The organism is Bacillus sp. ISL-7 (assembly GCF_018613065.1).
Map to the genome: position 1 here is coordinate 1 of NZ_JAGGQW010000079.1, position 25,208 is coordinate 25,208.

Below are 25,208 nucleotides of genomic sequence, written 5' to 3' on the forward strand. Positions count from 1 at the left end.
TTGATTAGCTCATTTTGTTACGTTGGCTTAGTTTCTTAATTGAAACTAAAAGTTTTTGTTTGTTTGCACGATTTTGTTTGTTTAGTTTTCAAAGAACAAATCTATTATTCTTGTTTGTCAACCAATCAAGTGATTAGCGACTCTTATTATTCTAGCATAACACTTTTTTAATGTCAACTTCATTCGAAATAATTTCTTACATCTCTTAAACTAGTTATTCCGTAGCAGCGACAATGAATATCATACTACCCCATCACTAATTCGTCAACCATTTCTTTTCGATTTTTTATAAATTGGCTGTGTTAAACATGGCTGTTGATTTCCGCTTCAGGCGCTTCACTCCAATCAACATGTGCCAAAATCAACAATGAGCTTTAACATAGCCATAAATTATATAGCACTTTGTAATGGGAAAGCCAGAAAAGATTATTAAATAGGTTTAGATAAGAATTAATAGGAAAAAATATACTTTAGTATTCCGTTCTTATAATAAAGGAGATGACTATAAATTGAGTATAAAAAAAGACGATGAAAGTGGATTGATTACTCCTGTGGAACAAGAGCAAAATCAATCGGTTTTGGATGAGAAATTGCCTGAATTTGATGTGATTGGAACCGCACTTAACGATGTTTAATTCGAAAACCCTTTGCAAAAAGAGAAATCCTCTTTGAATGCAAAGGGTTTTTTCACCTTTTAATTGCCCTTAATATGACGGCTTCCCCGACGAAGGAGATAATTTGATTATCCCTTATGGTAATTTTAAATTTCTCTTTTACTTTCGGGGATGCACTAAGGATAAATTGAGTTAATTTATCTTTTTCATCTTCAGGTAAATTCATGCGATTACACCAAGGTTCGTAATGAAAGGTTTTTTCAAAGCGGTGCCATTCAAAAATTTCAAAACCGGAAATTTCAAGCATCCGGAGCCATTCACTTTTCTTCCAAGCCCGGAAATGACTGTAATCCCGCCATTTTTCGATGGTATTATAAAATAGATCATAGTCCTCTTCCTCTGGAACGACATTATCATCAAGTAAAAACTGACCTGATGGCTTGAGGACGCGGTGGACTTCTTCCACAAACTTATTTACATCCGGGAAATGATGTGGAGCAATCCGGCAAGTTACAATATCAAATACTCCATCTGGAAATGGAAGAATTTCTGCATCCCCAACTTTAAACTCGACATTTTGATGCCCATTACCTAAGATATATTTTTGAGCTGCAACTAACATTTCAGGTGTCAAATCTAAAGCCGTTACTTTTTTTACACAAGATGCGAATGCATTTGCAGTATGACCGCCGCCTGTGGCAACATCTAATAACTCTTCTTCTCCGGTTACCGTCGCCATTTCCAAAAGCTTTTGTAAGTCATTGCCATCTTTGTGGATAGCACTACTAACATAGGAATCTGCACTTTTTCCAAACTGTTGTTGTACATCCTTTTTGATATCCATGTCATTTCTCCCTCCGTGACTTTTATTTAATAACTATAAAGCAGTTACTTCCTAAAGAAAATGACAGGTATTTTATGTTTTACAATAAGAAAAAGTAATTGAATTTATCAATCCATTTCAAGAATTACCGGGCAGTGGTCACTCCCCATCACATTGCAATGAATATCCACATTCTTGAGTCGTTCCCTCAATCTTTCGGAAACAATAAAGTAATCAATCCGCCAGCCAATATTTTTTTCCCTGACTTTTGCCATGTAGGACCACCAGGTATAAGCACCTTCCTGCTCCGGATTAAAATGACGATAGCTGTCAACAAAGCCTTCAGCAAGTAAAGTGGTCATTTTCCCACGTTCTTCTTCCGTAAACCCGGAATTCCCATTATTGGATTTTGGATTTCGCAAGTCAATTTCCTGATGGGCGACATTCAAATCCCCGCATAAGACGACGGGTTTCAGTTTATCTAATTCCTTCAAATGCAGTAGGATCCGATCCTCCCAGTCCAAACGATAGTTGATTCTCGCTAAATCTCTTTGTGAATTAGGGGTATAGACATTAACTAAGAAAAAGTCGTCAAACTCTAATGTAAGAATTCGTCCTTCCCCTTCAGTCTCATCCGTTCCTACCCCATATCGAACAGAAAGCGGTTTCTTCTTAGTAAACACTGCTGTACCGGAGTAGCCTTTCTTGATTGCATAATTCCAGTATTGGTGATATCCAGCCAACTCAAGACTAATTTGCCCTTCTTGCAGTTTGGTTTCCTGCACACAAAAAATGTCTGCATCCACTTCATTAAAATAATCCATAAAACCTTTTTTAACGCACGCCCTAAGGCCATTAACATTCCAAGATACTAGTTTCATGTTAACTTTTCCTTCTCCCTTGCTAACTGGTTATTTATTAATGTTTGATAGGAGACATTTTATCAGTTAAGGAGGATTTGGGAAAGAAATATGACCCCCCATAAGATGGATTATTAGTCCAACTTATGAGGGGTCACTTCACTCAGCTGCCTTTTTTATATGGTATAAAATACTTTTCAGGTAATTTGCCGGAAAACAGCTTAGAAACAGGGACTATTTTTATATTTCGTTTATTAAATTCGTCCATCGCCTGAAAGACACCAATCGAACATACTTTTCCGGTTATACCTACATGCCCAATAGCAATACCTGTACCTTTTATTTCAGTAACCTTCGCTAGTCTAATCATTTGTTTTCGAACATGCGCTGAGGAGGATATGTCGTCTAGAAATACATCTCTTTTAAGGATGGGTACACCCAGCTCTTTGGCTATTTCGGGAAATTTCGTATTTGGACTAGTGGCACTATCGATAATAAATAATCTTCTTTCCTTAGCAACCTCAACAATTGCACGAACTATTTCTTTATTTTCAACCGCAAGTGAGCCCATATGGTTATTGATGCCTACAGCATATGGAACATCTTTTATCGCGTCCTCTACAATTTGTCTTACTTCGGCTGGTGAAAGGTCATTCGTAATTGGCCTTGGCCCAAGCCAAGATCTTTTTCCTCTTTTCGGTTCCATGGATAAATGAATCATTACTTCGAAGCCATATTTATGGGCCCATTCCGCATGTTCTGTCGAGTGTTCTGCAAACGGCATGACTGCAGCAGTAATCGGAATTTCTCCTTCAAGGAAGTCACGCACTCCACCTGTTCCACCGCCGAAATCATCAATGATAATTGCAGCCCTTAGTTCTTTGGGTTCATTTTTTTCGGCCGATGTCGGTTGTTGAAATGTAAATACCATGAATGGAATAAGCATATAAATAAATTTTTTCATAAATGACCCCCAACTTTGATTTTAGAGGTTAATTTGCCCTAAGTGATTATAAATTAGACAAAAAAAAGAGAGCTGCAAGAGCCCTCCTTTGTTATCTATTCTTGATCATATACCTTTACTTCTACCATTTTATCACCATTGCGCATGGATTTTGCAGTTTCAAGCCCAGAAGTCACTTGTCCAAACACGGTATGAACACCGTTTAGATGCGGCTGTGATTCATGAACGATAAAGAATTGGCTTCCTCCAGTGTTTTTGCCTGCATGTGCCATGGATAATGCACCAGGTACATGTTTGTGAGGATTCCCTTCTGTTTCACATTTAATTGTGTAACCAGGTCCACCAGTTCCTCGACCTTCAGGACAGCCTCCTTGACTTACAAATCCAGGAATAACTCGGTGGAATGTTAATCCATTGTAAAATCCTTTGTTAACCAATGATTCAAAATTCTCAACTGTCCCTGGTGCTGCTTCTGGATATAAATCAAATTCAATTTTTTCTCCGTTTTCCATCAAAAAATGACCTTTTTTCGCCATTGAAAACACTCCTTTATGTAAAAATCATTTTTATCATACACTTTTCAAAAAAGAAATGAAAGTTTGAAACACCAAATTTCTTCCTTTCAGTTATATTTCTCCTATGGTTGTGGTAATATAATAGTACCCCTTCCGAACATTCGCTTGTTGCGGGACACTTAACCACTGTACGGACGGAAGGGGCAAGGTGTAACAATTCAATTGTTGCATCGCGAAAGCCGAGACAAAAGTCTCGGCTTTTTGTATGTTAGCCTTTTAATTTAGCCGTCCAAGTGTAGAATGAATAAAGAATCGTTAAAAACAGCAGGTAACCAAAAAACGTGTAGAGATGTGACCAGTTCTCATTGTGATCAAACCAGCCGAACACTTCCGTTAATTTTTCAAGAATGGGCATCAAAAGACTAATAAAGACGATCAGGCCTAGTTTCCCCCATTTATTGACCTGGTCCATAACCCGAAGAAAGGCGAAAACCAACACTGGAAGCACCACGAGTGTAAATACAATATTGATGGGGAAAATAGTGGGCATCGGCCTCAAGGGGAACCGATATATGTGTTTCCCAACGAAAAAAAGATCTAAATACGTAGCGAGCAAGGAAGCCAAAAGAATAGCAGCGAGGGATGGGTTAGTCCAAAATCGATATGGCTTTTTTGGCGATGGCAGCGAGCTCGAGTCGTTCAAGTGTTTTACAGTATTCATTTTTAATCTCCCCGTCAATTTTTTCATTGTCATCCATTAAATAATCCACAACACGATCATCTTCAAACCAGTCCCCTTTTTCAGCCTCCGTTTGACTTACATTCTTCCAAGCGTATTCAAGGGCTGGACTATAAATTTTCCTTGCTCGCGGCCTGAGCTGACAGGCCTTTAAGCGGATTTGATAGGCAAAGCCAGGTATTCCTTCGTTGATGTTATTAAAAATATGCGGCCAGTAATCCTTTCTGGAGCCTGAATGTGGATGGGTTTTAGCCCATTCCAAGACTAGTTTTAAACGCTCCTTGTTTTTAAAAAGGACATCATATAATCTTTTTCCAAGTAAAATTCGTTCATTCAATGACTCAAACTGATGAAGTGTTTGCCCAGCTAGGTTTCTTTTTCCATAGGGAAAGAGGATTTGGTTAAAAGAAAGCAGGTCCTGGAGAATAAATTCAAATTTATTTAACACTCCTTTTTGATAAAGTGGATTCTGAACCACCCTTTTTTCCAAATAACTCTGTTCATTTATTATCAACGCAATGGCGAGAATATAGGTTTCTTGATAAAGCCAAAAGTGATTCCAAATCGTTTCCATAAAGGTAGAAATATTTAAAAAAGAACCTAAATGAAATAACGGTTTATGTTGCTTTAAGCTTTCCCTATACAACAAAAATTGCGGATAGACGTCTTGGAAAATGAGCCAATTCCCACGCTCTAAAAAAGCAAAAAAAGTTTCTCTTTCTTTTTTCGAGAGTAGGCGGGTGAGAAATTCTCCTTTCAGGTCGGTCATATTCCACCCCCCGTTTCGGGAGACCATATGCCCAAGAAAAGCCCAATGGATTTCAGGAAAGTGAAGATAAAAGTCAAGGTACGCCTTCGTTCTGGTGACATTATTTAAGTTATGCTCCTTTGTCTCAGTCTTTATTTGTTCTAAAAGGCTCGCTTCCCCTCTCGTTATTTTTGGCGGCAAACTTGATTGTTTGCCCTTCATTTTTAATTCTTCCCTTATATATTCCAGTGGTGACTTCTCGCGATTCCTCTTAAAAAATATGGCACATTACCTCCTTTGCGTATTCTCCTTCCACCTATGGAATATGTATGAATGAGAATAATTTTTGGGGAGAGGAATGAGTACTTACTTATGAGTAATACAAAAAAAGGCATCGATTGGATTATTAAGAAGCTTCGGAAAGACCAATCTCCCGATGGATCTTGGAATTACCCCTTTGAAACAGGACAGTCAACAGATGCCTATATGATCATTTTATTGCGGACATTGGAATTAAATGATGAAGAATTAATTCAAGGCTTGGTTTCGAGGATCTTTAGTAAACAGGGTGAAAATGGAGCATGGAAGCTTTATTATGATGAAGGCGAAGGGAACCTCAGCGCGACCGTGGAAGCTTATTACGCCTTATTATATTCGGGGTATGTTAAGAAGGATGACAAACGATTGCGTGCTGCGAAAAGATTTATTATCTCCAAAGGCGGCTTAGAGGAAGTTAGTATCTTTACAAAAGTGATGCTTTCTTTAACCGGTCAATATATATGGCCAGATTTTTCTCCTCTTCCGGTTGAATTCATACTCTTGCCACACTACTTTCCGATTAATTTCTATTCCTTTTCTGTCTTTGGCAGAGCCAATCTTACTCCGATTATTCTTCTCGCCGACAAAAAGTTTTTTATTAAGACAATGAAAAGCCCTAATCTTTCAGAACTACATCTACACCGCAATCAGGAAAAACCTTGGTTTCGATCCATAGAATATCGTTCCTTGTTGTCATTTATCGAGGATGGAGTTAAAAGATTAATGGGTCTACCCGAGAAGCTCCATCAGCTAGCTATAGAACGGGCCAAAAGTTATATGTTGGACCACCTTGAACCAGATGGCACCTTTTACAGTTACTACAGTAGTACCTTTTTAATGATTTTTGCCCTACTCTCCCTAGGATATAAGAAAACGGATCCGGTGATATCAAAGGCCGTGAAAGGATTGATTGCGATGAAATGCGAAATCAACGGAAGCCCCCATATGCAGTACACGACAGCGAATGTCTGGAATACTTCATTGATTGGTTATGCCCTCCAGTCAGCTGGTGTTTTAGCAGACGATCCGATGGTCATGAAGGCCAATCGTTACCTATTAAACCATCAGCATCATAAATTTGGTGATTGGATTATTCATAATCCAATCACCATGCCCGGCGGCTGGGGGTTTTCCGATGTAAATACGATGCATCCGGATGTCGATGATACAACTGCCTCGCTCCGTTCTATTTCAAGAATTGTTCCGCATGAAAGACATGCCTGGGACCGAGGTCTGGATTGGCTTTTATCCATGCAAAATGACGATGGCGGCTGGGCAGCGTTTGAGAAGAACACCGATACTAAGCTATTCGAATTCCTCCCACTTGAAAAAGGAGAATTTTTACTAACAGATCCCTCTTGTGCAGACATCACAGGGCGAACCTTAGAATTTTTGGGGAATTACACGAATTTATCAAGAGACCACAAAGTGATCAATAAAGGGGTCAACTGGCTTTTGAAAAATCAACTGAAGGATGGTTCTTGGTATGGAAGATGGGGGATTTGTTATTTATACGGAACTTGGGGGGCAGTAACTGGTTTATTAGCCGCAGGGGTCCCTACTAGTCATACAGCAATCCAAAGGGCTGTGAATTGGATACAAGGGATTCAAAATGAGGATGGCGGCTGGGGAGAGTCATGCCATAGTGATAGCGAAAAAGCATATGTGCCATTACGAGCAAGTACCTTAACGCACACAGCTTGGGCACTCGATACCCTGCTAACCACTTTAGAAAAACCAACCCCACTGATTCGAAAGGGGATTTCCTATTTATTAACGTCACTTGAAAAACAAGATTGGACCACTAATTATCCAAAGGGTCAAGGGATGGCCGGTGGTTTTTACATTCACTATCACAGCTATCGCTACATTTTCCCTCTTCTGGCTTTGTCACACTATCAGAAAAAAATCGAGTCGTGAAAAAAAAAACATCGAAGGCAGCAGTTTAAACCTTCGATGTTTTTATTCTATTAGGATCGGGACAAGCCCTTTATAGATGTCAACAATTTCCTCCATCTTCATTCGAACCAGACCACTGGAAGAAGGAGCAACGAAATCAACCACTCCAGGTACAAATCCGTTGGGTTGCTTCCCCCACTGAATCACTTTTAAACCACTGTATTGCTGGTAAACTCCCTTTCCAACAAAGCAAACTACCTGCGGCTTTAACTGTTCGACCTTTGTCTTTAAGATTTCTCTTCCCTCCACGTACTCTTCTTTCGTAATTTCATCCGCTGCCTTTGTCGGCCTTTGAACGATATTTGTAAAGCCATATCCTAAATCTAAAAGTTTCGCATCTTCAGTTGCGTCATATTTCCTCGACGTTAACCCCGCTTCATACAAGATCCTCCAAAAACGATTGTTGGGATTAGCATAATGATGCCCGAGTTCACTAGAGCGAATACTTGGATTAAAGCCAACAAATAAAACCTTTAAATTTTCCTTGAGATGATCACTGATGGGTTTCATAAAAAATCTCCTTATTTACCTAGCCTTTTTAGATTTACCAATTGTTCCATCGTTATGTAATATTTACTTTATTTAGTTCTGCTTATTGTAATTAGTGGTCATCAGACTTGCTAGTAGTCCAACAATCGCTACTATGATCAGTGAATAAAAAAGTTTCACATCCTGAAGGAGAAAGAGACCGGTAATAATAATTACGGCATCCATCGCAAACATAATGACGCCAACATTCACTTTTGACCATTTGGCAATGATTAGTGCTAGCAGGTCCATACCGCCAGGACTAATATGATTTCTAAGCATTACCCCAACCCCACTCCCAATAATCACAGCTCCTACAATAACACTGCTAAGGATGGGTAGATCAAATATTCCATTTAAAGGCATGAATAATTCAATCATAAGACCGGTACAGAGCGCTCCAATTACACCATTGATAAAATAAATAGGGTCAGATTTAAAGGCGAACATATAAACGGGGATATTAAGAAAGATAAACGTGATTCCGGTTTTAAAACCCCAAATATATTTTAACAACAGGCTAATACCTAAAAATCCTCCATTAATTAAATGCAAAGGAAGAATAAACCCGTTAATGCCAATCCCAATCATGGTGCTCCCAAATCCGATTATAGCCAATTTTTTCAGCATGTGATCATCCCTTGTCCAAGTTCTTACTACCACTAATATGAAAGATAGTGGTACTTCATTCAAAGGGATTTTCTTTAACCCCAAAAAACCGAAAAAACGGAGACGCAAAGGACTCCGTTTTTTAAGCAATCTCTGTTCGATTTGGTTTGGATTTTCGGGCTTGTTTTACTAAGGAAACTAATATCGTTAAAATGGGTAAAATCCATAAAAATAGCGCAAATGGCAGATAATCCATGATCGGTATACCAACGATCGTGCTGCACATGATGGCGAGAACACTCCACGGAACTATCCCCGGAAACAGCATCGTCGAATCCCCCATCACTCTAGCTAGCTCTTCTTTTCCATAGTTACTAGACCAATGAGGAAGGAAGGATCTCCCTGTTAGAATAATGGGCAGGGTTTGATTTGCTGCTATTAAAGTGATCAAAAACGTCGCCAAAAGCGTTTTAAGGGTGTCACCAGTCAGAGATCGAGATGATTGTAACCATTTATCTAAATAAGGCTGAATGACATTCATTTCTTCTAAAAGGCCATTATATGCCCCTGCCAAGGCTAAAAATAGGAGCAATTCGTACATATGAAGGAATCCTCCCCCAAACCCATCAATGCCACCCCAGAAAGAAAAAACGAGTTTTGTATATGAAATTCCACCGAATAATGCAATCACCGAAGCTGATAGAATACTAGTTAAGAAAGCATAAATGATACTAAACTGTAAAAGGACAAATACGATTAAGATGATTGGCGGGATTAATTTAATCACTGAAATTTCATGCAAACTTAGTGGTTGGGAATTTGAAGCAGTTGTTTCAGAGATCAGATAGTCAGCCATTCCATAAAAGCAAAAGCATAAAATAATAGCCAAAAGCGTGGTGACAAGCATCGCATTCCATTGTCTTTTCACCGGCAATTCAACCGTATGTGACAAAAGTTGATGGGCACTTGAAAACGGCGAGGTCCGATCGCCTACAAACGCTCCTGAAACCAATGCACCAGCCACCATTTCAACAGGAAGGTGAAGAACGATTGCCGTCCCAATAATAGGTATGCCAATCGCACTCAATGTCCCAACAGTCGTTCCAAGTAGCATCGAGAATACCATAGCGCTTAGAAAGGATAAGACAAAGAAATGATTTGGTTTGATAAAATGCAAGGCGATTTTCACCATTTGCTGAATGGTACCAGATAAGTACCAAGATGGCAGCAAGAAACTAACCAAGAAAAGAATTAAGATGACAATTTTCGTTTTATTAACACCCAAAATACTAATATGTAGAATTTGTTTTATCGATATCTCTTTTTTCTTTGCTAACCAAACAAGCATGAGGTAGCCTGGAAAAAAACCTGCCACAAGTGGGTGATGAAAGATAACTGACCAAACCACCCCTGTCAAAGTAACGATTAGAAGGAGCAACACTTGCTTTAATGAAAAATTAATATCCATTCGAACCCACCCTTTAATTAAGAAACATCTCTTATTATAAGGAAAAATGACCCTTCCGAAAAGCAATAGCTTGCCACCAATATAAAAAGAAGCCGCAAATAGACGGCTCCATTGTTACGCAAAGGTATTATAAACACTTTCACACTCTGCCGCAGTCGGTTGATAAAAACAATGCAGTTTAAACCTAGCTACAAAAGGTTGATTATACCAAGTTTGCGGACAATCTCCGGGTGGCTTAAAATACCATAGGCTAAATTTTGCCGGCCAATACCTCTCACCATTAATGACTTTTTGTGCCAAACGCTTTTCTGCAGTCCTAGCTCGTTGATAAAAATATCCTTTTGTCGTTGCTTCAAATGCATGTGGTTGATAAACCATTTGTGGTATTGTTCGAAGTCCTTTAAAATCAGAACAGTTTGCACGAAGTCTATTAATTCCTACGTTTCCAACAAGGAGCATACCTTGAGTGCCTTCACCTTCAGCTTCGGCTCTAAGTAATCGCGCCATAAGATCAATATCCGATGAACTTGCCTTCACAACTGCCATACGTCACCCCCAATTTTGTTGCTTAATATCATATTCCTAAAAGTGTGTTGGTGATATAGATTTTACGAATAACAAGAATTAGCGGAAACCACAGGGTTGTTTTATTACTTGGTCAAACAACCTGACGATCATTCCGCCAACTTGTCACTTTATCTCGCCAACCCGCTTAATGAAGGTACTTTTTACGTGAACCGAGCCTTTTTCGGTAGACAAACTTTCTAAAATCCTCCTCCTTTAGATTCCCATCATTAACTAAAAAAAGTAACGATTGATATTCTGGATATCGCTCCATGACGAAAAGGGCGAACTCCTTTCGTTCGCCCTTTTGTTTCAATTTAAACTCTTCCTGGTTAATAATTTCTTCAATCTTCTTTTGGTAATATGCTTTAGTATCTTCCCACTTTTCCTTGCGATTCTCCAAAACATCTCGGGCATATTCAGGTAATTTCTCAATCACAAGATCAATATAGCCTTCAGACCACATAATCATTTTATCCTTTTCAGGGAGTTCAAAGACCATATTCATCAACTCAAGATCATCCACTGTATCGTTTGCTGCATATTTCCCGACTCGATTCATCTTGCTATTCACCTCTTGATCGTAGGGTTAAACTTCTTCTAGTGTATTTTCAATATCATAGCTCTTCTTCTTGTTCTCTAGCCAGGTTGTATACTCAGAATCGATTTTCTGATCAACTAAAGTTTCTTTAATTTCTTCCTTACTGTCATTATAATTTGCTTCTTTTGCCTTCTTTTTAGACTCCACTTTAATAATATGATACCCATATTTAGTCTTTACTGGCTTACTTACTTGGTCCACTGCCAGTCCAAAAGCCACATCTTCAAATTCAGAGACCATTGTCCCTTTGGAAAAATATCCAAGGTCACCGCCTGAATCCTTCGTGCTCTCATCGGTGGAATAATCTTTGGCTAACTCCGCAAAATCCCCGCCATCGTTGAGCTTTTGCTTGACCTCATTAGCCGTTTTTTCATCGGCAACCAGAATATGACTTGCTTTAATTTGCTCTGCTTCGGCAAACGAATCCTTATTTTCATCAAAATAGGTTTTCATTTCCTCATCGGTAATTTCTATTTGCGGCTCCAACAATTGTTTGATGGTCAAATAATTTTTTAGATCTTGTTTTAGAAAAGCCAGGGTAGTATTGTTGCTTTTAAGCGCCTGTTTAAATGCTTCTTCGCCCCCATAAGAGGCTTTCAGTTTTTCTACCTCTTTATTCAGGATACTGTCAGTAATATTTACTTTTTGTTTTTTAGCCTCAGCAGCGACAATTTTATCGCTAATTATTTTATCAACTGTGGCAGCCCCATACTGTTCGACCATTTCACTATATAGCTCGTCCTTGCTAATTGCTTCACCATTAAACTTTGCGACCGTCTCATCCTTCCTTAGGGCGAAACTTAGCGAGATACCCATCGTAATTAATAACACTAGTATGATTAGAACAGTCACAGTTCTTTTATTTTGCTTTAATAAGGACATTTTTCTAGCTATTCCCTCCCCTTATTCCGACAGTTTTACAATTATCGTCATTTGTTTTCCGTCGCGGTAAACACCAAATTTTATTTCAGCGCCTTTGCTAACTTTTGTATATAAATATTTTCTTAAATCTGAAGAACTGGTAATCTCCGTTCCATTCATAGAGACAATAATATCCTTTACTTGCAGCCCAGCTTTTGCAGCTGCTGAATTAGGCTCAATGTTTGTCAGCATAACACCTTTTGTTGTGTTATTCGGCATGTTTTGCCAGTACATTTGTGGCACTTGATCAAGATCTGCAAGTCCTACCCCAAGATATGGACGGTCAATTTTACCGCTTTTAATTAATTGATTCACAATTGGAATGAGGTCATTACTAGGAATCGCAAAGCCTAATCCTTCGACACCACTCTCAGAAATTTTCAAACTATTGATCCCAATCACTTTCCCTTGTGGGTTAATTAACGCACCACCACTGTTCCCTGGATTGATCGCTGCATCTGTTTGAATGACATTGGTGTCCCAATTTCCTGCTGATGTTGTGATAGCAATGCTTCGGTTCGTTGCACTGACAATACCTTGCGTGACTGTCCTTGAGAGATCGAGTCCGAGCGGGTTTCCAATCGCATAAACCTGGTCGCCAGGGCGGAGTGTGGATGAATTACCAAAATCAGCAGTTGCCGTCACGTATTTAGCGTCAATTTTTAAGACCGCTAGATCCGTTAAGGCATCTGTGCCAACAACTTCAGCGGTCGCCTTTTCACCGTCAAACAAGGATACTTCAAGTTTCGAAGCCCCTTCAACCACGTGGTTATTGGTGACAATATACGCCGTGTCACTATTTTTTTGAAAAATAACTCCCGAGCCAGATCCGCTTTCCACACTTTGTGATGAATTAGGGTTTCCATCAAAATTATTCTCTTGTTGCTGATAATTAACGATCCCTACAATGGCTTTTGATACATTTTCAACCGTATCCGCAATCGAATTAGAAGATGCGGCTGTTGGCTGAGCCACCACTGGTTTGACAGATGTTCCTTGTTGTGAACTTATTGCCCCTTGACTCTCCACCTTCGGAAAATGATTTTTTATGTAGTCTGTATGTGGCAGAATCGCTAATGTCAATACAGACCCAATTACCCCAGCGGCAAGTGTGGAGGCAAATCCTCTTACATTCCGTTTTTCCTTATACTTTTGATCCACTTGGCTAGTCGTACGCGTTTGATCCATTTCTAGAGGTATTGTCGCTTCTGTGGTAGGGTCGACTTTGGTTGGTTCTCCTTGTTCCTCATGATCGACAAAATCCCTCGTCTCCACTGTTACTGTCGCATCGACAGCATGCGAATTTTCTTCGGTATGGCTGAAATTGATTGTATCCGTTGCTTGTCCTTCAACTTTTGTATTTTCAGTCATCTCAGATGAATTTGGTTGATTTTTTTCAAATTTATCTTCATTTTTTAATTCCATCTCACTCAATCTCCTTTAAAGATTTTCTATCTTGTCTTTACTTTAACTGACAAATCTTAAGAAATTATTAACAAACTATAACGGCTTTTGGAAATATCCAAGAAATATAATCGCAACTGCGCAAAAAAACTGCAGGCATCAGCCCGCAGCTTCTAAATACTCCCTCTTATTTTTGAAGTCGAATCACAAATTTTGTTCCTTGTCCTTCTTCACTAAAAACATTAATTTCTCCATTATGAAGGAGAACCAATTGCTTTACGATTGAAAGACCTAACCCAAATTCACCATAAGGGTTACTGGTTCTGGAAATATCAGCTTTATAGAAACGACGCCAGATGTTTTCGATATCATTGGGATCAATGCCAATTCCCGTGTCTTCCACTTCGATAATAGTTGAGTTCTCCTCTGTTCTTCCACGCAGCCAAATGGTCCCGTTCGTGGTAAATTGAATGCTATTTTTGGTAATATTAATTAATATTTGGATAAGACGGTCATAATCTGCATTGACCATGACTTCCGGTGCCGCGTCAATAACTATCCGATTATTTTTATCCTCTGCTTGAGGCATTAATTGTTCCTGAATAATTTCTAGTAACTCTACGAGCTGAATGTCTTCCCTAAATAACTGAATCTGGTTGGAGCGAATTTTGTCATAATCCAAGTTTTCATTGACCAGGCGAATGAGTCTTTTCGCTTCTTGGCTAACTAAGTTGATGCCACGCTCTTTATCTTCTTCCGGAATCATGTCATTTTTCAAACCTTCGATTACACCACTAATTGTCGTAAGAGGCGTCCGCATTTCATGGGAAACATCAGACAAAAATTGCCTTCTTCTATTTTCCAGACTTTCAATTTCCTCCATCGATGTATTAATTTTATCGACCATATGATTAAAATCGTTTGCTAATTCACCAATTTCATCAAAATTGGAGGAAGAAACGTGTACTTGATAATTCCCAGCAGAGACAAGGGAGGTTGCTTCACGTAGTCGCTTTATCCGGTTAACATGAATCCTCGATAAAAACCAACTCATTAGAAAGGACACAATAAGAGCAATAAGAATGGTATACAAAATAAACTGATTGACACGTTGAATCATCGCACTTGAGCCGCTAATCGGTGAGGTTAATAGAATGCCGCCAATAAAGTTCCCGTTATCAAGATACGGTAATACAACAAAGGTAACACCTTCTTGACCGAACCTTTTAAAATCGCTATTAACCACAAGGGTACGTCCTTTTGAAATCTTATCCCAATCCTTGTCAGATAACCCCCCAATGGCTGGACCCTGTTTTCCAACGGCGTATAATTTTCCATATTGATCGAACATACTAAAGCTCATTTTTCTGGTCGCTAATACGGAGCTATATCGATTAATGATGGACTCCGTCGATTGTGGCCTTTGTTCAATCTCTGACATGATAGACTTTCCATAGGAAATGAGCTCGTTTGCTTTATTCTCATAAACCAGATTTTCAACATAATGGGCAAATAAAAGACTTAACACCAAAAAAGCAACAATAATGATACTGATATGACTAAAAAACTGTTGGTAAATATATCTAAACTTCATCTGCTTTGATTGACTCATCAAACTTATACCCTACCCCCCATACCGTATGGAAGAATGGCTGCGAGCTTGTTTCGACTTTTTTCCTCAGCCGTTTGATATGGACATCGACTGTCCGTTCATCACCGTAGTACTGATAACCCCAAACCCGTTCAAGTAGCTGCTCTCTTGAAAACACTTGACGGGGATGTTCAACCATATAGTAAAGTAAATCAAACTCCTTCGGTGTTAAGTTTGTCACCGGTGTTTCGTCCACAATCACTTCTCTCGTATTTTTACTTACCTTAAAGTGTTCGGTTTGTAGGAAATCGTCACTTTCTTTTGGCACCTGTGTTTGGAAGCGGCGTGTAACTGCCTTAATTCTCGCCATCAATGTCAGCGGACTGAATGGCTTGGTTACATAATCATCAGCTCCCATCTCAAGTCCGAGCACTTGATCTGACTCACTATCCTTTGCTGTTAACATAATGATTGGAACAGTAAAATTTTCTTGCCGGATTTTACGGCAGATCGTTACCCCATCCATTCCCGGCAGCATCCAATCAATAATGAGAGCATCCCATGTCCCTTCCTTAATGCGGTTATATCCCTCAAGGCCATCATTGACAAACTCTCCATCAATGCCTTCTTTGGCAAAAAACATTTCGATCATTGAGCAAACACTTTTATTATCTTCAATCACTAATATTCTCAAAATTAGATCAGCTCCTCATGCAACCTAAATTGTACTATTTATTTAGTTTATCTCAAATTTTAAGCATATCAACCATAAAAACAATTGTTCTCTACTAATTAATAGTTTGTTCATAGTTTATTAATATCCCCACAGAAAAAGAGGCTTGAATCACTTCAAGACCTCTTTCATACATTTATTTAACATTACGGCACTAAAATTAATTTCCCTTGTGTTTTTCGCGATTGCAGCAGAGTATGGACCTTTGCTACATCCTCTAATGGGAATACCCCGCCAATGATCAGCTTTAATTTTCCTGCACCGAGGTATGTAAGTAACTCAACTAAGCTTGGCTGCAGTAATTCTGGTTTCCTCATAATCTGCGGTAAGAAAAAGCCGATAACTGATTGATTTCTAGCCATCAGTGATGACGGATAGAAGCGGCTTTGTTCACCGCTTGCAGAACCAAACACAACAAGGCGGCCAAATGTGGCGAGACATTTGACGGTTTTATTAAAAACATCCCCGCCCACCATTTCAAGTGCAACATTTACCCCTTTGCCGCCTGTGGCTTCAAGAACCTGCTGTTCCCAGTCCGGCTCTGTATAGTTAATTAGTACGTCTGCGCCCATTTCCTGTGCTAACGCCAATTTTTCAGCTGAGCTTGCTGTAGCAATTACCTTTCCTGCCCCAAACAATTTCGCTAACTGAACAGCAATTGTTCCTACCCCGCCTGCAGCTGCATGCACAAGGACGCTTTCGCCCTTTTCTAAACGACCCATTGTTTTTAAAATATGATAAGCACTTAAGCCTTGCAACGGCAGGGCAACGGCATTTTGGAAATCTAATTGTTCAGGAATCGTAATCAGTGAACGCTCATCTGCTAGCGCATATTCAGCGTAGCCCCCTGATTCGATTAAGGTGACAATTCTTGTACCTGGCTTAACTTTTGTGACTTGATCTCCAACTGCAGCGACCACTCCCGCAATTTCAGCACCAGGAATGAAAGGCAGCGGCGTTTTTACGACATATTGTCCTTCCCTCCGTGCAGTATCCGCGTAATTAACACCTATCGCTTTTATTTCAATTAGAACTTCATGACCGGTTGGAACCGGTTTTTCAATATCCACTAGATTCAATACTTCTGGTCCACCAAATTCTGTTAATCGAACTGCTTTCATCACTTTCATCTCCTATTTCCCTTTAAATGCTGGTTTTCTTTTTTCCAAAAAAGCGGTAATTCCTTCTTTGTGGTCAGCTGTTTGCACCATTAACGTCTGTATCAACCGCTCCTGCTCGAGGATTTCCTCAAGTGTGGATGTAAACGATTGATCAATTAATTTCTTTTGTTTTCCAAACGCTTTGCCAGGACCATGCGCCAATTTTAAGGCGAATTTCGTAGTTTCTTCTTGAAGCTTCTCTAATGGAACTAAATAATTAATCACCCCTAGTTGAAAAAGACGCTCTGCAGTGATTGGTTCTGCTGTAAAAAAGAATTGTTTCGCTAAATGCGGACCTATTAATCTTGGAAGTAAATAGGAGCCGCCCCCGTCAGATATTAACCCAACCTGTGAAAAGCTTAGGGCGAACTTACTGTCTTCCGCTGCTACTATAAGATCACAGGCCAGAGCCAAATTAAACCCTGCCCCAGCGGCAAAACCGTGAACAGTGGCGATAATCGGCTTTTCGGTTTCTTTCATCAATAAAATGAGCTCATTGAGCTTGCCGATATGCTCGTAAACTTGATTAGAGTCTGCCTGCCCCATTGTTTTGACGTCGCCTCCTGCACTAAAGGAACGACCGGCTCCAGATATAACAATCACCTGTATATCTCCATCCATCTGGGCGTTAGTAAGCGCATCCTTTAGTCCTAAAATCATCTCGGGGCTAAACGCATTTAGGCTTTCAGGACGGTTTAATGTCAAAGACAACACCGGACCTAGTTTTTCAATTAATAAATGTCCTTGGCTCATATTCATCTTCCTTTCAGTTTAGGTCATCGATCTCTGCATCCCTTTATTTAGAGTAGATTGTTTCGACTACGACTTTTCCATCTTTTAATATAGGTACAATCGAAGTTATCCCTTTTGCCGAAGCCACCATTAAGTCAGGATGCTGATTATATTTATCTAGAATTTTTCCAACATAAGAATCTAGCAGAATCTCGTAGGCGTCATCTTGACCCCGGTAGAAATATAAAGCTGTTTTCGCTGCATCTGTTAATTCATATTCACTATTTTTCAATAAACAATCTAATAAGTGGCCGGCACCATAAAAATCTTCTAAACTCATTTCCCCAGAATTTCCGGAACAAATAATTAGAATGGTTTGATCCTCACTAACTTTCTGAAGAGAACTAGCAACAGCAGGATTATTGAGCATAGATGCAATGTATACTTTATTCGCCGAAGATGATTTTCTTAACGCCACAGTGCCGTTTGTGGTGGATAAAATTAACGTTTTTCCTTTAATGGATTCCCTGATTAACGTTGGACTAGGATAAACAAACCCGTCAATCGGTTTGGCATCTAGTTCTCCAGCCAGAATACATTCATCCTGCTGGTACTGATTTGCAAGTTCGATTGCTTCCTTGCTATGCAAAACTGGAATGACTTCCTTTGCGCCATCCTTTAAGGCTGAAACAATTGTGGTTGTTGCCAGTAGTATATCTAAGACGACCGCGATTTTATTTCCATCTGCAATTTTCTCTTCTCGGATCTCTTCTTTCTTCATAAGAAGATGAATCTTAGTCATTTCTACCCAGCTCCCTTTTAAACCCTTTCATCCGCAACATTCGCTGCATGCAGAATTAAATTTTTTACAAAATAATTAAAATTGGCAAATCGTGTATCAGTGGTTTGCCCTTTTTTATAGCGGTAGTAAATTTGTTGACCAATGACAGCAAGTTTAAAATAAACAAACGTTAAATAAAAGTTAAAGTTAGAAACATCCCTGCCACTTTTTTTCGAATAAAGATCGATACATTCATTCCTTGTTAAAAATCCATCATGGACAGCCGTGATCGGCGCCTTACCTAACCCCTTAATCAAAAGTTCAGAGTCATTGCGTTGATTCCAATAACCCATGGCCACCCCAAGGTCTGCCAGCGGGTCGCCTACCGTGGTCATCTCCCAATCAAACAGGCCAACCATATCGGTTAGATCCTCAGTAAACATGGCATTATTGAATTTATAGTCATAATGTATGATCGTCGCTTCGTGCTTTTTGGGTGTCTGTTCTACAAGCCATCGTTTTAATTGTTCAACGACAGCAATTTCCTCCGTTTTCGCCCGTTCATATCGTCCAATCCAGCCATGTACCTGCCTTTCCATAAACCCGTCCGGCTTGCTGATTTCAGCAAGACCCGTCTGTCTGTAGTCGATTGCATGCAATTCTACAAGTTTATTGACCATTACCTCCGATAGGTGCCGACAGTGATCTTCAGTTACTGGAACTCTATCAGGGAAAAACGTGTCAATTAGAAGACCATTCTTTCTTTCCATTAGGAAAAAGGGACTGCCAACGATCGACTCATTATTAGAAAAAAGGATTGGCTTTGGAGCAACTGAAAATAATGGATGCAACTCTGAAAGAATTTTAAATTCCCTTTCCATATCATGAGCCTTCGGTGCTACAGGTCCTAGAGGAGGGCGTCTTAGTACAGCTTCCCAACTCCCCTTTTTTATTTGATAGGTTAAATTAGAATGCCCTGCTGAAAATTGTAAGATTTCAAGCGGACCACTTGGCAATTTTTCGATGTTTTCTTGTAAATACTTTTCAAGGACAGGAAGGTTCAATTCCTCCCCTTTTCGGACAGGGATTGTATCTTTACTCATTTGGTGTGGCATCAGATTCCACCTTTCAATTTGGAAAATTCAAACAATACTGACCAGTTGGTATCCGCCTTGAAAAAAAAAGGGTAATTTCCACAAAAACCCTCTTCCTAATTTTTTCTTCAATTAACTTGGATTCCCTTTAAAATCATTTCGACAAAAATCTCTGCAACTTCCCGGTCAGAGACCCTTCCGTTTGGGTTAAACCATTGGTAGCTCCAATTGGTTATGCCAAGAATCCCCATTGTAATAATCTGCTCATCTAACTCGGGCCGGAACTCACCTTTTTCTACTCCTGTCCGAATCAGGACTACTATATTGAGACGGAATTGATCTCTTTTTTGAACAATTAATTCAATATGATCTGAACTTAAATTATTTATTTCTCTAAAGAAAATTTTTGCAGCCGCTCCTTGACTGGAAATACTTGTAATAAGCATATTAACAATCTCAAATAATTTTTCCTTACAAGACTTCGAAGCATCTTTTAATATCTGCTCCTGGTAAAAAAGTAATCCATCTATATATCCGAGGTGGATATCCATCAGCAATTCTTCCTTACTCGAAAAGTAATAGTAGAATGTACCCTTTGTCACACCAAGAGAATCCACAACGTCTTGAATTGACGTCTCGGTGAATCCTTTTTTTTCAAAAAGCCGGATGCTTTGAGCTGTAATTTTTTCCTTCACATTATGTCCTCGCATTCTGTAAAAATGTCTATTGAGAATTATATCATAATCTATAAGACCCCTATAAGCACAAACGAGGATTTCTACTATCTATACTATTTTCGGAAACATTTTCAACTATCTATAAGTTTTTATTTATTTTTCACTTCGTCCCTTAAGGCACGACGGAGAATTTTTCCAACATTTGTTTTTGGAAGTTGATTGCGGAATTCGACATTGCGCGGTACTTTATAGGCTGCCAAGTTTTGCTTACAATATTGGATTATTTCTTCTTCTGTTACGGTTTTGTCAGCCTTTATTACTATGACGGCTTTCACATCTTCTCCTCGGTACGGATCGGGAACTCCAATACAGACCGCCTCTTGTACAGCTGGATGTTCGTAAAGGACTTCTTCAATATCACGTGGATAGACATTGAAGCCACTGGCAATGATTAAATCTTTTTTGCGATCAACGATGTATAGATAACCATCCTCGTCTACCTTGGCAATATCACCCGTGTATAACCAGCCGTCACGGAGGGTATTTGCTGTTTCTTCCGGCATATTCCAATACCCCTTCATAATCTGTGGTCCCTTAATGATGACTTCCCCTAGTTCACCAACAGGCACTGCTTCAGTCCCTGTTGCTAAATCCACTATTTTGTATTCAGTGGATGGGACGCCAATCCCAACGCTGCCAGGTTTGCGTACTGAAAATGGCGGGTTGCAATGGGTGGTCGGTGAGGCTTCTGATAATCCATATCCTTCTAAGATTTTAGAACTTGTTTTCTTTTCAAAGCTGCGGAGCAGTTCAATTGGCATTGGCGCGCTTCCACTGTTACACTTTTTAATACTGTTAATCCCGTATTCTTCGGCACGAGGATGGCTTGTTATCGCTACATACATGGTTGGGACACCTGGAAAAACAGTAGGTTGTTCATTCTTGATCGTGTTTAATACTTCCTCTAATTCAAATCGAGGAAGCATGATCGATTCAGAGGCTGTAAAAATCGAAAAGTTCATACAAGAACTCATCCCGAAAACATGGGAGAGTGGAATGACCGTTAGAAAACGCTCGTTCCCGATTTCCATTTCTTCTTTAAAGAACTCGTAACACTGAATCACATTTGCTAAAACATTTCGGTGCGTCAGCATCGCACCTTTCGATCTTCCTGTTGTGCCACCAGTATATTGAAGGACGGCTACATCATGCAGAGGGTCCATTTCAATCGGGAGGATGCTTCCGTTACTTTCCGATAAGAAGCTTTCAAAGCTTCTGTCCGGGGCAAATTCATGTCCTGGAGGCTGGAGGCTGACAACAATGATATTCTTTAGGTTGGTAAGTGCTTGAACACTTTTCACCCTTGGATAGAGGGCATCGAGAACTACAATGGTTTTCGCTCCGGAGTCCCTCAGTATATATTCAAGCTCTCGTTCGACTGACATTGGATTCACTTGGGTGACAATCGCCCCAGCCGTAAGAATTCCGTAATAGGAAATAACATATTGCGGACAGTTCGGGAGCATAATGGCAACTCGGTCGCCTTTTTGAACCTGATTTTGCTGCAAAGCTGATGTAAAGTTATGAACTAGCGAGTTTAATTGCTGATAAGAAAATTTCCTTCCATAAAAGGATAGAGCATTATTATCAGGATATTTTTCCGTTGTCTCCTGAAGAATTTGTCCTAAAGGCTTATTTGGAATCGTCACATTTGTTTCGATAGTTTCCGGATAATGGGCTAACCAGGCTTTCTTACCACTCATCGATTTTCCTCCCAAAATGTCCTATAAACTCACTAATGGTTTTTTACCATTTGCTATAGAGCATCTAAAATGCTAAGCCGCCACCGTCAACAGTCGGGTTGTACCTGTAATAAAAGACGCTTCATCTGAAGCTAATAACACCGTATTTGCGGAATCGATATCTACGACGGCAACCCTTGATTGCTGTTTCCCTAGTAATCTCATAGTTCTCAGCCCTTCTTCAAGTCTAAATTCTATTGATATTTTCTCAATTCTAGCTTGGCAACCTGTGCACGATGGACTTCATCAGGTCCATCTGCTAATCTTAATGTTCTTGCGTTTGCCCATTGGGCAGCAAGTGTAAAATCGTTTGAAACTCCTGCAGCACCCAGTGCCTGAATGGCACGATCAAGGACACGTAATGCCATTGACGGGGCGACTACTTTAATCATAGCAATCTCTGCTTTTGCTTCTTTATTTCCAACAGTATCCATCATAAAGGCAGCTTTTAAGGTAAGGAGTCTTGCCTGTTCAATTTCGATCCTAGAATCTGCAATCCATTCACCAATTACCCCTTGCTGTGCTAATAGTTTTCCAAAAGCAGTCCGTTCCTGAACACGCTTACATAATTCCTCAAGCGCTCGTTCAGCTGCACCAATTAATCTCATACAATGATGTATTCTTCCAGGCCCTAATCTCCCTTGCGCAATTGCGAACCCTCTCCCTTCTCCCCAAAGGATATTTTCGAGCGGTACGCGCACATTTTCATAGGTGATTTCTCCGTGTCCATGCGGGGCATGATCATAGCCGAACACAGGGAGCATCCGTTCAATTTTCACACCTGGGGAATCCAGTGGAACGAGAATCATCGACTGTTGTTCATGTCGGTTGGCAGACGGATCTGTTTTCCCCATAACAATCGCAATCTTGCAACGAGGATCACCTGCACCAGATGACCACCATTTCCGACCATTAATAACGTACTCATCGCGATCTTTTTCGATCCTAGCTTCGATGTTAGTCGCATCCGCTGAAGCCACAGCTGGCTCTGTCATCGAAAAGCAAGAACGAATTTCACCTGCTAACAAGGGCCTTAACCATTGTTCTTTATGCTTCTCTGTCCCATAGCGTACGATAACTTCCATGTTTCCCGTGTCAGGCGCACTACAGTTAAATACCTCTGGACCTATAAGAGACCTTCCCATAATTTCACATAAAGGAGCATATTCCTGATTAGTTAATCCGGCACCCAATTCACTTTCTGGTAAAAATAAGTTCCAGAGCCCTTCCGCCTTTGCTTTTCCCTTCAGTTCCTCCATAATCGGCGGCACCGCACTCCAACGGCTTTCTTGTTCATTTAGTTGCTGCTCGTAAATACACTCATTGGGATAAACATTCGCTTCCATAAAGGTCGTTAATTTTTCCTGTAACTCTTTCACTCGTTGAGAATATGAAAAATCCAATATTTCCACTCCCTCCATCATACTAACCAGTTGGTATGTTGTACTTTTAATTATACCTGTAAATATTAAATATTCAAATTAATTTCTAAATATTCTATAACATTTAGTATACAGGGGCGTCTAATAGAACAAATTTTAAAAATTATCTGAGCTAGTAAAGAAAAAGAGTGGGCCAAGAAAAGTCAAACCAATACCATCATCCTGCAATAGACATTTCCTGACCTTGGTTTATTAAAACCTTTTAGTAAATGATCTTTTCTGTTTATTCATTACTTCATGCGATTTTTCGATAATATCTGTTAGTACATCTCCTTTATAAATTCTACCCAGCTTCAATCCTTGCTGGTAATACTCAACAATTTCGTCCAGCAGCAAGGAAGTTTCCTTCGTAATTCTTACGTTTAATTGAATTCTTTCGTTTTCAGCCAAGATAAACACTCCTATTTATTCGCTAACAATTTGCTAGCACTTTTCTATTCCATTGTTATCATCTACAAATATACTATATTTCTACATTCTTTTCAGTAGAAATAAAAAATTTGGATAACTCTTTCTTTGTGGGTACATGAATTTGCATAGTTCGACTAATATTATTATAAGGAGGGTTGCTGGTTATGTTTAAGACTTTGATTTTGGGGCTTTTCCTAATGGTCCAACAGGGAAATTCGTCCGATAGTTTAACTATTACAAAGAATGGTCAAATCGTGGCCAATATGAATCGAGAAGACTTTGCTCTATCTCATACTGGTTTGCCATTATTAAATTCTCAAAAATTAAATCAGTTTTTAGACCAACTGGATAAACAATTTTCTGCTGCACCTGAAAACGCCAGCTTAGATCAGTTTGGGGTAATTATACCCGAACGAACAGGTTCTCGAATCCATCGTCAGGCCTTTACTGAACAATTCTATGCCTATTTTTTTGGTTCTAAAAGGGAAAATTTAGAATTACCTATTCTTACTGTTTATCCAAAGGTGGATAGTGAATTACTTGGTGAAATTCGCAGCATGCGAATTGGGCGCTATGTCACTTCTTTTAATTCTCGCAACAAAAAAAGGTCTAACAATATTCAGTTAGCAACAAAGGCCATAAATAATTATGTTGTTTTTCCTGGTGAAAGATTTTCTTTTAATCAAGTGGTAGGTAAACGAACAGCTGCCAAAGGTTACCAACGGGCTCCTGTTATTGTGAAGGGGGAGTTCTCAGAAGACATTGGCGGAGGTATTTGCCAGGTCTCTTCTACTCTCTATAATGCGATTGACAATGCTGGGATCAAGATTCTGGAGCGTTTTTCTCATACCAGAAAAGTTCCCTATATTCCTCCTGGACGAGACGCAACAGTAAGTTGGTATGGTCCCGATTTTGAATTTAAGAATAACTATAACCAGCCCATATTAATCAGAGCACGGACATTAGGAAATTTATTAATCATAAAAATTTATTCTTCCGAGAATATTAGCTACTCACCAAAGAAAATTCCTAATCCCCCATATTAAAAAAGTCCGCAATGCGGACTTTCAGGCTGTCGAGAAACTTTCGACAGCCTCTTATTTTCTACAATTACTTTAACCATTCACTGCGTTAATTTATTATAATATTA

General features: G+C 39.5%; 27 protein-coding genes. 3 read left to right on the plus strand and 24 right to left on the minus strand.

Features of this window, described 5'->3' with window-relative positions:
* The first annotated feature begins 509 nt into the window (after positions 1–509).
* Entirely contained in the window at positions 510–635 is a 126-nt protein-coding gene (locus J7E66_RS32460) for a hypothetical protein (protein ID WP_285289263.1), read from the plus strand.
* 52 nt (positions 636–687) lie between these two features.
* Here the strand turns inward: J7E66_RS32460 and J7E66_RS27790 are convergent, their stop codons facing one another.
* The 6 genes from J7E66_RS27790 to J7E66_RS27815 all read right to left on the minus strand — a co-directional run bounded on the left by J7E66_RS27790 (position 688) and on the right by J7E66_RS27815 (position 5,485).
* Entirely contained in the window at positions 688–1,458 is a 771-nt protein-coding gene (locus tag J7E66_RS27790) for a class I SAM-dependent methyltransferase (RefSeq protein ID WP_215006240.1), read from the minus strand.
* Positions 1,459–1,565: 107 nt separating this feature from the next.
* Positions 1,566–2,318 carry an exodeoxyribonuclease III gene (locus tag J7E66_RS27795; protein ID WP_215006243.1) on the minus strand — a complete coding sequence of 251 codons (753 nt, stop codon included), beginning with the start codon at positions 2,316–2,318 and terminating at the stop codon, positions 1,566–1,568.
* 142 nt (positions 2,319–2,460) lie between these two features.
* Complete coding sequence (locus J7E66_RS27800; protein ID WP_215006246.1) at positions 2,461–3,261, minus strand: divergent polysaccharide deacetylase family protein; 801 nt, start codon at positions 3,259–3,261, stop codon at positions 2,461–2,463.
* Positions 3,262–3,356: 95 nt separating this feature from the next.
* On the minus strand, positions 3,357–3,797 hold the full coding sequence (locus tag J7E66_RS27805) for a peptidylprolyl isomerase (protein WP_088088526.1): 441 nt from the start codon (positions 3,795–3,797) through the stop codon (positions 3,357–3,359).
* A 247-nt stretch (positions 3,798–4,044) separates the two neighbouring features.
* On the minus strand, positions 4,045–4,530 hold the full coding sequence (locus J7E66_RS32465) for a CBO0543 family protein (protein WP_308162608.1): 486 nt from the start codon (positions 4,528–4,530) through the stop codon (positions 4,045–4,047).
* Complete coding sequence (locus J7E66_RS27815) at positions 4,424–5,485, minus strand: DUF2515 domain-containing protein (protein ID WP_215006249.1); 1,062 nt, start codon at positions 5,483–5,485, stop codon at positions 4,424–4,426. The genes J7E66_RS32465 and J7E66_RS27815 overlap by 107 nt, the downstream gene beginning before the upstream one ends.
* Before the next feature lie 150 nt (positions 5,486–5,635).
* Between J7E66_RS27815 and shc the strand changes: the two genes are divergently transcribed.
* Positions 5,636–7,501: a squalene--hopene cyclase gene (gene shc / locus J7E66_RS27820; RefSeq protein WP_215006252.1), complete on the plus strand. Its 1,866-nt coding sequence runs from the start codon at positions 5,636–5,638 to the stop codon at positions 7,499–7,501.
* Between the two features lie 42 nt (positions 7,502–7,543).
* Here the strand turns inward: shc and J7E66_RS27825 are convergent, their stop codons facing one another.
* The 18 genes from J7E66_RS27825 to J7E66_RS27905 form a co-directional block, all read right to left on the minus strand.
* Complete coding sequence (locus tag J7E66_RS27825; protein ID WP_215006255.1) at positions 7,544–8,050, minus strand: mismatch-specific DNA-glycosylase; 507 nt, start codon at positions 8,048–8,050, stop codon at positions 7,544–7,546.
* A 72-nt stretch (positions 8,051–8,122) separates the two neighbouring features.
* Positions 8,123–8,698 (minus strand): YitT family protein, encoded by a 576-nt coding sequence (locus J7E66_RS27830; RefSeq protein ID WP_215006258.1) that lies wholly within the window; start codon positions 8,696–8,698, stop codon positions 8,123–8,125.
* Positions 8,699–8,819: 121 nt separating this feature from the next.
* Complete coding sequence (locus J7E66_RS27835) at positions 8,820–10,145, minus strand: Na+/H+ antiporter NhaC family protein (RefSeq protein ID WP_215006261.1); 1,326 nt, start codon at positions 10,143–10,145, stop codon at positions 8,820–8,822.
* 114 nt (positions 10,146–10,259) lie between these two features.
* Positions 10,260–10,691, minus strand: a complete 432-nt coding sequence (locus J7E66_RS27840) for a cell wall hydrolase (RefSeq protein WP_214732815.1) — start codon at positions 10,689–10,691, stop codon at positions 10,260–10,262.
* A 166-nt stretch (positions 10,692–10,857) separates the two neighbouring features.
* A complete protein-coding gene (locus J7E66_RS27845) occupies positions 10,858–11,271 on the minus strand; it encodes a hypothetical protein (protein WP_215006264.1) in 414 nt (137 codons plus the stop codon).
* A 27-nt stretch (positions 11,272–11,298) separates the two neighbouring features.
* Complete coding sequence (locus J7E66_RS27850) at positions 11,299–12,192, minus strand: peptidylprolyl isomerase (RefSeq protein ID WP_215006267.1); 894 nt, start codon at positions 12,190–12,192, stop codon at positions 11,299–11,301.
* A gap of 21 nt (positions 12,193–12,213) precedes the next feature.
* Entirely contained in the window at positions 12,214–13,656 is a 1,443-nt protein-coding gene (locus tag J7E66_RS27855) for a S1C family serine protease (RefSeq protein ID WP_215006270.1), read from the minus strand.
* Between the two features lie 166 nt (positions 13,657–13,822).
* Positions 13,823–15,229 carry a sensor histidine kinase gene (locus J7E66_RS27860; RefSeq protein WP_215006304.1) on the minus strand — a complete coding sequence of 469 codons (1,407 nt, stop codon included), beginning with the start codon at positions 15,227–15,229 and terminating at the stop codon, positions 13,823–13,825.
* Positions 15,219–15,920 carry a response regulator transcription factor gene (locus J7E66_RS27865; RefSeq protein WP_215006273.1) on the minus strand — a complete coding sequence of 234 codons (702 nt, stop codon included), beginning with the start codon at positions 15,918–15,920 and terminating at the stop codon, positions 15,219–15,221. Before J7E66_RS27865 ends, J7E66_RS27860 begins: the two co-directional genes overlap by 11 nt.
* 185 nt (positions 15,921–16,105) lie before the next feature.
* The gene (locus tag J7E66_RS27870; protein ID WP_215006276.1) at positions 16,106–17,080 is read right to left on the minus strand and encodes a quinone oxidoreductase family protein; all 975 of its coding nucleotides are present in this window, start codon (positions 17,078–17,080) and stop codon (positions 16,106–16,108) included.
* A gap of 12 nt (positions 17,081–17,092) precedes the next feature.
* Entirely contained in the window at positions 17,093–17,872 is a 780-nt protein-coding gene (locus J7E66_RS27875) for an enoyl-CoA hydratase/isomerase family protein (RefSeq protein ID WP_215006279.1), read from the minus strand.
* Positions 17,873–17,915: 43 nt separating this feature from the next.
* Positions 17,916–18,653, minus strand: a complete 738-nt coding sequence (locus J7E66_RS27880; protein ID WP_215006282.1) for a 2-phosphosulfolactate phosphatase — start codon at positions 18,651–18,653, stop codon at positions 17,916–17,918.
* Positions 18,654–18,670: 17 nt separating this feature from the next.
* On the minus strand, positions 18,671–19,747 hold the full coding sequence (locus J7E66_RS27885; protein WP_215006285.1) for a phosphotransferase family protein: 1,077 nt from the start codon (positions 19,745–19,747) through the stop codon (positions 18,671–18,673).
* A gap of 107 nt (positions 19,748–19,854) precedes the next feature.
* Positions 19,855–20,421 (minus strand): TetR/AcrR family transcriptional regulator, encoded by a 567-nt coding sequence (locus J7E66_RS27890; protein WP_215006288.1) that lies wholly within the window; start codon positions 20,419–20,421, stop codon positions 19,855–19,857.
* 131 nt (positions 20,422–20,552) lie between these two features.
* Positions 20,553–22,166 carry a long-chain-fatty-acid--CoA ligase gene (locus J7E66_RS27895; protein ID WP_215006292.1) on the minus strand — a complete coding sequence of 538 codons (1,614 nt, stop codon included), beginning with the start codon at positions 22,164–22,166 and terminating at the stop codon, positions 20,553–20,555.
* Positions 22,167–22,238: 72 nt separating this feature from the next.
* A complete protein-coding gene (locus J7E66_RS32470; protein WP_285289265.1) occupies positions 22,239–22,370 on the minus strand; it encodes a hypothetical protein in 132 nt (43 codons plus the stop codon).
* A 29-nt stretch (positions 22,371–22,399) separates the two neighbouring features.
* Positions 22,400–23,608: an acyl-CoA dehydrogenase family protein gene (locus tag J7E66_RS27900; protein WP_215006295.1), complete on the minus strand. Its 1,209-nt coding sequence runs from the start codon at positions 23,606–23,608 to the stop codon at positions 22,400–22,402.
* Positions 23,609–23,839: 231 nt separating this feature from the next.
* Positions 23,840–24,037: a hypothetical protein gene (locus J7E66_RS27905; RefSeq protein WP_066256390.1), complete on the minus strand. Its 198-nt coding sequence runs from the start codon at positions 24,035–24,037 to the stop codon at positions 23,840–23,842.
* Positions 24,038–24,222: 185 nt separating this feature from the next.
* Here J7E66_RS27905 and J7E66_RS27910 point away from each other — a divergent pair, with 185 nt between their 5' ends.
* Positions 24,223–25,104, plus strand: a complete 882-nt coding sequence (locus J7E66_RS27910) for a VanW family protein (RefSeq protein WP_215006298.1) — start codon at positions 24,223–24,225, stop codon at positions 25,102–25,104.
* Positions 25,105–25,208: the final 104 nt, after the last annotated feature.